Source organism: Kaistella sp., assembly GCF_049588135.1.
GTDB lineage: Bacteria > Bacteroidota > Bacteroidia > Flavobacteriales > Weeksellaceae > Kaistella.
In genome coordinates, this window is record NZ_JBAVFG010000115.1 from 1 (window position 1) to 6,195 (window position 6,195).

At 32.2% G+C, this 6,195-nt stretch carries 8 protein-coding genes; 6 read left to right on the plus strand and 2 right to left on the minus strand.

Annotation, left to right across the window (positions count from 1 at the left end; genetic code table 11):
• Both WBY99_RS06585 and WBY99_RS06590 read right to left on the minus strand, forming a co-directional pair.
• A partial coding sequence (locus tag WBY99_RS06585; RefSeq protein ID WP_423975544.1) for a T9SS type A sorting domain-containing protein occupies positions 1 to 487 on the minus strand: 487 nt, incomplete at its 3' end.
• 437 nt (positions 488 to 924) lie between these two features.
• On the minus strand, positions 925 to 1,140 hold the full coding sequence (locus WBY99_RS06590) for a hypothetical protein (protein WP_423975537.1): 216 nt from the start codon (positions 1,138 to 1,140) through the stop codon (positions 925 to 927).
• A gap of 101 nt (positions 1,141 to 1,241) precedes the next feature.
• Here WBY99_RS06590 and WBY99_RS06595 point away from each other — a divergent pair, with 101 nt between their 5' ends.
• The 6 genes from WBY99_RS06595 to WBY99_RS06620 form a co-directional block, all read left to right on the plus strand.
• A complete protein-coding gene (locus WBY99_RS06595) occupies positions 1,242 to 1,673 on the plus strand; it encodes a nuclear transport factor 2 family protein (protein WP_423975538.1) in 432 nt (143 codons plus the stop codon).
• Positions 1,674 to 2,018: 345 nt separating this feature from the next.
• Positions 2,019 to 3,209, plus strand: a complete 1,191-nt coding sequence (locus WBY99_RS06600) for a hypothetical protein (protein WP_423975539.1) — start codon at positions 2,019 to 2,021, stop codon at positions 3,207 to 3,209.
• Between the two features lie 13 nt (positions 3,210 to 3,222).
• On the plus strand, positions 3,223 to 4,146 hold the full coding sequence (locus WBY99_RS06605) for a hypothetical protein (protein ID WP_423975540.1): 924 nt from the start codon (positions 3,223 to 3,225) through the stop codon (positions 4,144 to 4,146).
• A gap of 31 nt (positions 4,147 to 4,177) precedes the next feature.
• Complete coding sequence (locus tag WBY99_RS06610) at positions 4,178 to 5,368, plus strand: hypothetical protein (protein ID WP_423975541.1); 1,191 nt, start codon at positions 4,178 to 4,180, stop codon at positions 5,366 to 5,368.
• Between the two features lie 164 nt (positions 5,369 to 5,532).
• On the plus strand, positions 5,533 to 5,847 hold the full coding sequence (locus tag WBY99_RS06615) for a hypothetical protein (protein ID WP_423975542.1): 315 nt from the start codon (positions 5,533 to 5,535) through the stop codon (positions 5,845 to 5,847).
• 2 nt (positions 5,848 to 5,849) lie between these two features.
• Positions 5,850 to 6,195 (plus strand): hypothetical protein (locus WBY99_RS06620; RefSeq protein ID WP_423975543.1); only part of this gene is annotated, 346 nt, incomplete at its 3' end.

Here is a 6,195-nt window from a genome sequence, read left to right on the forward strand (position 1 = left end):
TTGTATGTATCCCGTTATCCGTAACAATGTTGATCAGATAAGTTCCTTGAATCAATGAATGAACATTTAATCGTCTTTCGCCATTCATATTTTTCTCGGTTACTTTCTTACCATCCATTGACATGATTACAATCTTATTGATTTTATTCTGACCACTGAAATGTAATATCTCTTTTACAGGATTTGGATAAATCTGGATTTTTGTTTTCCCATTAGCATTACTTACCCCCAAATTTATATTCCAGGCTCTAACGGGTAATGATGTTTTCGACTCGCAGCCTCCCACTGTTTGAGTGGCGTAATAGGTGGTATCATTTACAATCAATGTATTGATTGGTAATTCATTGATATGATTCATCACATTGCTAGCTGTTGCATACCATTTGATATTCTCACCTGCTGCTGCTAAAACACTTAAAGTATCTCCAGCATTGAAGCTTTGGGTAGCAGCACCAGTTGGCGCATCTACTATCGCAGCCTCCGTAATCGTGAATGATTGAGTGGTCTGATAGTTATTGACTTCCTTATTGTTATTTCAGAGCATTGATGTAATTGATGTAACAAATAATTCTCATTTCTATTTAAAAAAAATTTATTGTAAAATCTATTTGTTTACTACATAAAACCAAAAAGCCAAACTGGAATAATATTTCCAAAACTGATTTCAATACGGTCGTTCCCCGCTCCTGCGAATCCTTTCGTGTGGTTTGGGAGTTAAGCATAAAACCTTAGTTTTAATAGATGAAACGAGAGCGAAAAATTGATGATCCAATTATTCATTTCACTTTTTAAATACAGTAAGCAACTAGCAGATAATAAAGACTCTTTTTCAGGGGTAATCTTCTCCACAAAAATTAAATATTTCGATTTTAAATTTGGTATTTTCTATCGATGACTACTTCAGATCAACATCACCTCCAAAAACTACCTCAACACCACCGCCGTTTTCCCGGCCAACAATAAACCGCTTACATCAAAAAACCGAATCAAAGCAAATTTCAGCAGATCTTCGTGAACATCTCCAAATCCCTCACTCTCAGGAATAAAAACATCAGAACACGGAAGCAAAACCTCAAAAACAACATCTAAAAATCCCAATGAATCCTGTCCCTCATCAGGATCGATGAAACGCAGCGTCACCGCCGCTTGCGTTCAGGCTAAAAACAACAACAACATCAATAAATTAAGCACTTACCAAACAAATTTAAGATGCTATAAAAAAAACCTTATCCTTATTTATTTTGATTTTTATACTAATCGGCTGTAACAATCAAACAAAAGAAAAAACGATAACGACCTCAACAAATGAAAAATTGGTTCAGCAATATTTTGAGCATTTTAATAAACACGAATGGACAAAAATGGCCAACATGTATGGTGAAACTTCCGATTTTAAAGATCCATCATTAGGACAGGGAATTGTAAAACAAACAAGACAACAGATTATAGACAAATATTCAGAACTGAATAAAGTATTCCCAGACCTTCACGACCAGGTTATTCAAACTTATCCTTCGGGCGACAAACATATCATTGTAGAATTGGTATCAAGTGGTACTGCACCCGACCACTCAAAATTTGAATTACCTATCTGCGTTATTTTCACGATTGAAAACGGACTGATAACAAAAGATTTTTCCTATTTTGATAATTTTGATGAAAAAGAACAATAATAACGACATCATAATAAGCCCGAATTCTAACGTCAGATTGACTATATGGCGATTTGACAAAAAAAAAAGTACCAGTTCAAGTCAGGCACCAGGTATTTTTTAAATTAATGAATGTCAATTTTTGAAGAAAAAGCTCAGATTAAAAGACCGAAGCCACAATTTTTTAATTTACACACTATTTTGGGATAGCATCCTAAAAATACCGCTCAGCTCATCAAAAATTGTATTATTCAGGGATTTATTTGAGTTTTACAGCTCTAAAAATACTCATTTTGATGTATTTTTTTTAAATCAAGCTTTGGTTAATTTTGTGTTATCAGTAAAGCTAAGCTATAAAAAAAAACGATGTTCAGAAAATACATTTCTTTTTATCCTTTAAAATATTGCTTTCTTTTAGTTAGCCTTACTGTTTTTGCACAAACAGCATTTTATAAGTCCAATTTAGTTTTTAAAGACTTTCAGGCGCAGGAACCTTCCAGTTCGTTACTTATTTCGGGAAATAAAATCCTGTTCAGTGCAAGCAATCACAAGATGTATGCGATAAATAAAGACCAACTGACAACGGTTTGTGAAGCTAACATCGGTTGGAAATCAAATTCTGCCCTTTATTTATACAAAGACACTTTTTTGTATGGAAATGACGATAAAAACGGAACGGTAGCGCAATATGATTTGAATACCTGCAAAATAATTAAAAAACTACCTTTTGAATCTATCAACTCTGAACCTCATTTTGTAAATAATATAATGTATTCCACCATTTTATATGATGGCGGGAAATTGGTCGCTTATAACCTGAATGAAAATAAAATAATCTGGCAAAAAAACACTGGATTTGGAGCAGATGTGCAGCCAATTTATTTTAAAAATAAAATCATTGCCAATGCCGAAAATGACAATTGGTTTGAAATCGACTACAACGGAAATTTTCTGAAAGCGAAGTCAAAATCATACATCTACATAGACTCTACAAAAATTGATGTAAAAAATTATCAGTTTCTGACGCACGATGGGAAAGAAATTTCCCCAAAATTCTTAAAGAAAAACAAGGTTGCTTATTCCGAATGTCAGGTAAAAAGGAGTGATAACCATACTTTTTTACTATCAGAAAATCAACTTTTTATATTGGGTAATAACAGAAAAAAAATCCTGCAATTGGATCTGGAAGCAGAATTTCCTACCGATATTTTTACTTATGACGCTTACCGCACAATTATAGAAACACAACCTGAAAATGTTTGGTTTTGCTACCAAAACTATTTAATTCATTATGATTTTAAGAATAAGAAAGTCCTAAGAAAAGTGGATCTCACCCAATGGAATCCTCATCAATTGGTAATGGATCAAAGAATAATCTGGCTGATTTCTAAAAACGACAGGCAATTGTATGCTCTGGATTTTGAACCCAATCAACAAACAGCAGATTACATCAAAGCTAAAGCTGATATGGAAAGAGAAATAAACAACCCCAAACCACCCGATAAAAAGAAAATAGAAGCGGCAAAAGTGGCACAGGAGAAATATAAAAATAACTGAAAATTTAAGGATTATGAAAAAACTAATTACAATTTGCCTTCTTATGGTAATATCTATGGGTTATGCACAAGGACATCAATCAGGTGATGGCAGACATTGTTGTTATCTTATTAATAAAGGTTGCGACTTAGTAGGCTTTTTTCTATGTCCGGCTTGCGAAAAAAACGAAAAGAGAGAAAGAGAAGCTAAGGCTGCGGAAGATAAAAGAAGAGCAGATGCTGTAATAGCCAAAGCGGAAGCGGATAAAAAAACCTCTGAAAATTTAAGATTAGAGAAAATAAGAATTGCTAAAGAAGAAGAAAAATTAATAAGAGACAAAAAAATAGCCGATGAAGTGAAAAATCTTGATGAGAGAAAACGATACAAACAAATTGCTGATGCAGGTCTTGTAAAATCTAATACTAAAGGAAGTTCTCAAAAAATAAACTTATCAAATATTGAAAGTTTTAAAGATGATAAAAGAAAAGTATACGGCTTTCTAGTGAATAAGAAAGAAATTTTAATTTTTCCTTATGACAGCGAAGCAATGAATATTGACAAAATTGATGAATCTAATCTGTTTGTAGTAGATGTTTGGGAAACTCCTAATAAATATTCTTATTCTTATTTAATAGAGTATACAGGTAAAAGAATTAATGTTGATGGTATTGATAAGTCTAATTATAGAATTTGGGTTAATCCTCAAAACAAATTAATTTTCTTTTATAATAAAATATCAACTGAAGAAACCGGAAAAGGAGTTTCAAGAGACAATCAAGGCTTAGGTAATTTCCATAACAGTAGGGAATCAGCATTAGCTGATGTGCAATCTTATCGAAAAGCTGGTTTGGGTATGTTCGGTGATGAGATTGTATGTTATGACACTAGATATACACTAGATTTTAATGGCAATATATTAGAAAAATTAAATGGTTATACTATAAGGATAATTGATTAATAAAGCAATAGTAATTGAAACATATACAACTATGAAAACCATAATCTCAATGCTTTTATTGTTATCATTTGCGGTAAAAGCACAAAACATTCCTTACGAAAAATTAGATTCTATATCTGCGGCTATTAACCAAAATCAACTTAAAGTAGTTGGTCTTCCTTTTGGTGATAAAAAAAATAGGAATTATATAGATTTTCCTGAAAATAACTTTAAGATTAATTATAGCAATGGAAAAGTTACAAGATCCTCAATTATAAAGGGTGAAAATTCCTCAACGGTTTCCCTTTATGAAGATGTTGATCTATCAAAAGCTACAAGTGTCGATGATTTTGAATTTCCTGGAAATGTCGGGATAGTGTCCGTTTATTTCCCCAAAGGTATAATAGAGCAAACCTATCAAAATGGGAAACTAACTAATAGTGAAAATGCCTATTTTTTATTATTTTATTTTAATAGATATGAAGATGGTTCTTTAAAATTATTACTCGACCAATTACAGGGCATGTTCAAAACATTAAAATTAGCTCTCAATATTCCTGCTGCATTATACAGCATTAACCAAAAAGCAGAACCTTTAACAATAGATAATATTATTGATAAGCATATTGAAGCCTTGGGTGGTGCTGAAAAAGTGGCATCACAAAATTCATTAATTACGCAAGGGATTTTAACGATAAACGGTAACCAAATTCCAGTTAAAAGCTGGGTTCTTCATAATCAGGGTATGCGAATGGATATGGAAATTCAAGGTCGTAACAACATCACGGCTACTACTCCCAATAGAAGTTGGACACTATATCCCACCCAAAGACAGAGAAAACCGGTAAACGCTGATCCTGCAGTAGCAAAAGAATCAGCTGAAGAATTAGACCTTACCGGAGATTTATTTAATTACAAAATCAAAGGCAATACTGTAGAGTTACTAAACAAAGAGAAAGTAGATGGGAAGGAAATATACATCATAAAAGTAACCCGTAAGAGTGGTACTATTGTTAAAATGTTCATCGATACGGGCACATTTCTGGTGAGTAAAACAGTGATGAATAAAATTGTAGAAGGGAAAGTCACTGAAATGACACAGCATTTCAATAATTATAAGAAAACTAAAGAGGGTTACGTATATGCATCCTCTTCTCAGCTTGAGCCTGCGGGATTGAATTTGATATATTCTAATATTGAATTTAATGCGCCTATTGATCCACAAATTTTCGAAAACCCATAACCGCCCGATAAAAAAAAGATAGAGGTGGCAAAAGCGGCACATGAGAAATTCAATAATAAGAACTAACTTAGTATTTGAAATGAAGAAAAAATAATGACTATTTATATTCAATATACAAACCAAAAAAAACCATAATTCAGCATAATATTGATAATCGATAACGTATGAAAATGTATATTATTCTAAAACACAATATTCCAGACAAATTGGTTCCAGTTATAACAGCGCACGCTTCATTGGCTTGTTACAAAAAATTTCAAAATAATGATAATATGATAAAATGGATTAATGGCATATTTAAAAAAGTCGTTTGTTTAGCCAATGAAATTGAATTCGATCAACTGAAAAATGAAACCAATTTTGTTGTGTTGACGGAATCTTCACTTAATAGCAAGGAAGTCTGTTTAGTATTTTGTCCAAGAGAGGAATACTCCAAAAAATTTAAGTTTCTAAAAATGTGGACACCTCAAAACATCTAAAAATGGAAAATCATATTTATAATTGGTTGGTTAAGAATGGAACCATTCAGATTCAAAAACAGAAAGATTGTATCTCGCTACAGATTGACTATGAGAAAGGTGAATATTGTTTACTTACCCATTCTGATGCTAATGAAATAAGTGACCTATTAGCGAACCTTTCCCAAGAAATCTGGGAAGACCCTAGTTATCAGAAAAAACCATACACCGGTCAGATTTTCAAACATCACGGGAATGAATATTATTGGGATACTGAAACATCACAAATTTTTATAAAATATAATGAAATTAAAAATGCAATTGAGATTAAATATATCGGAAACCGCAGAATAAATTTAGAGATAAACT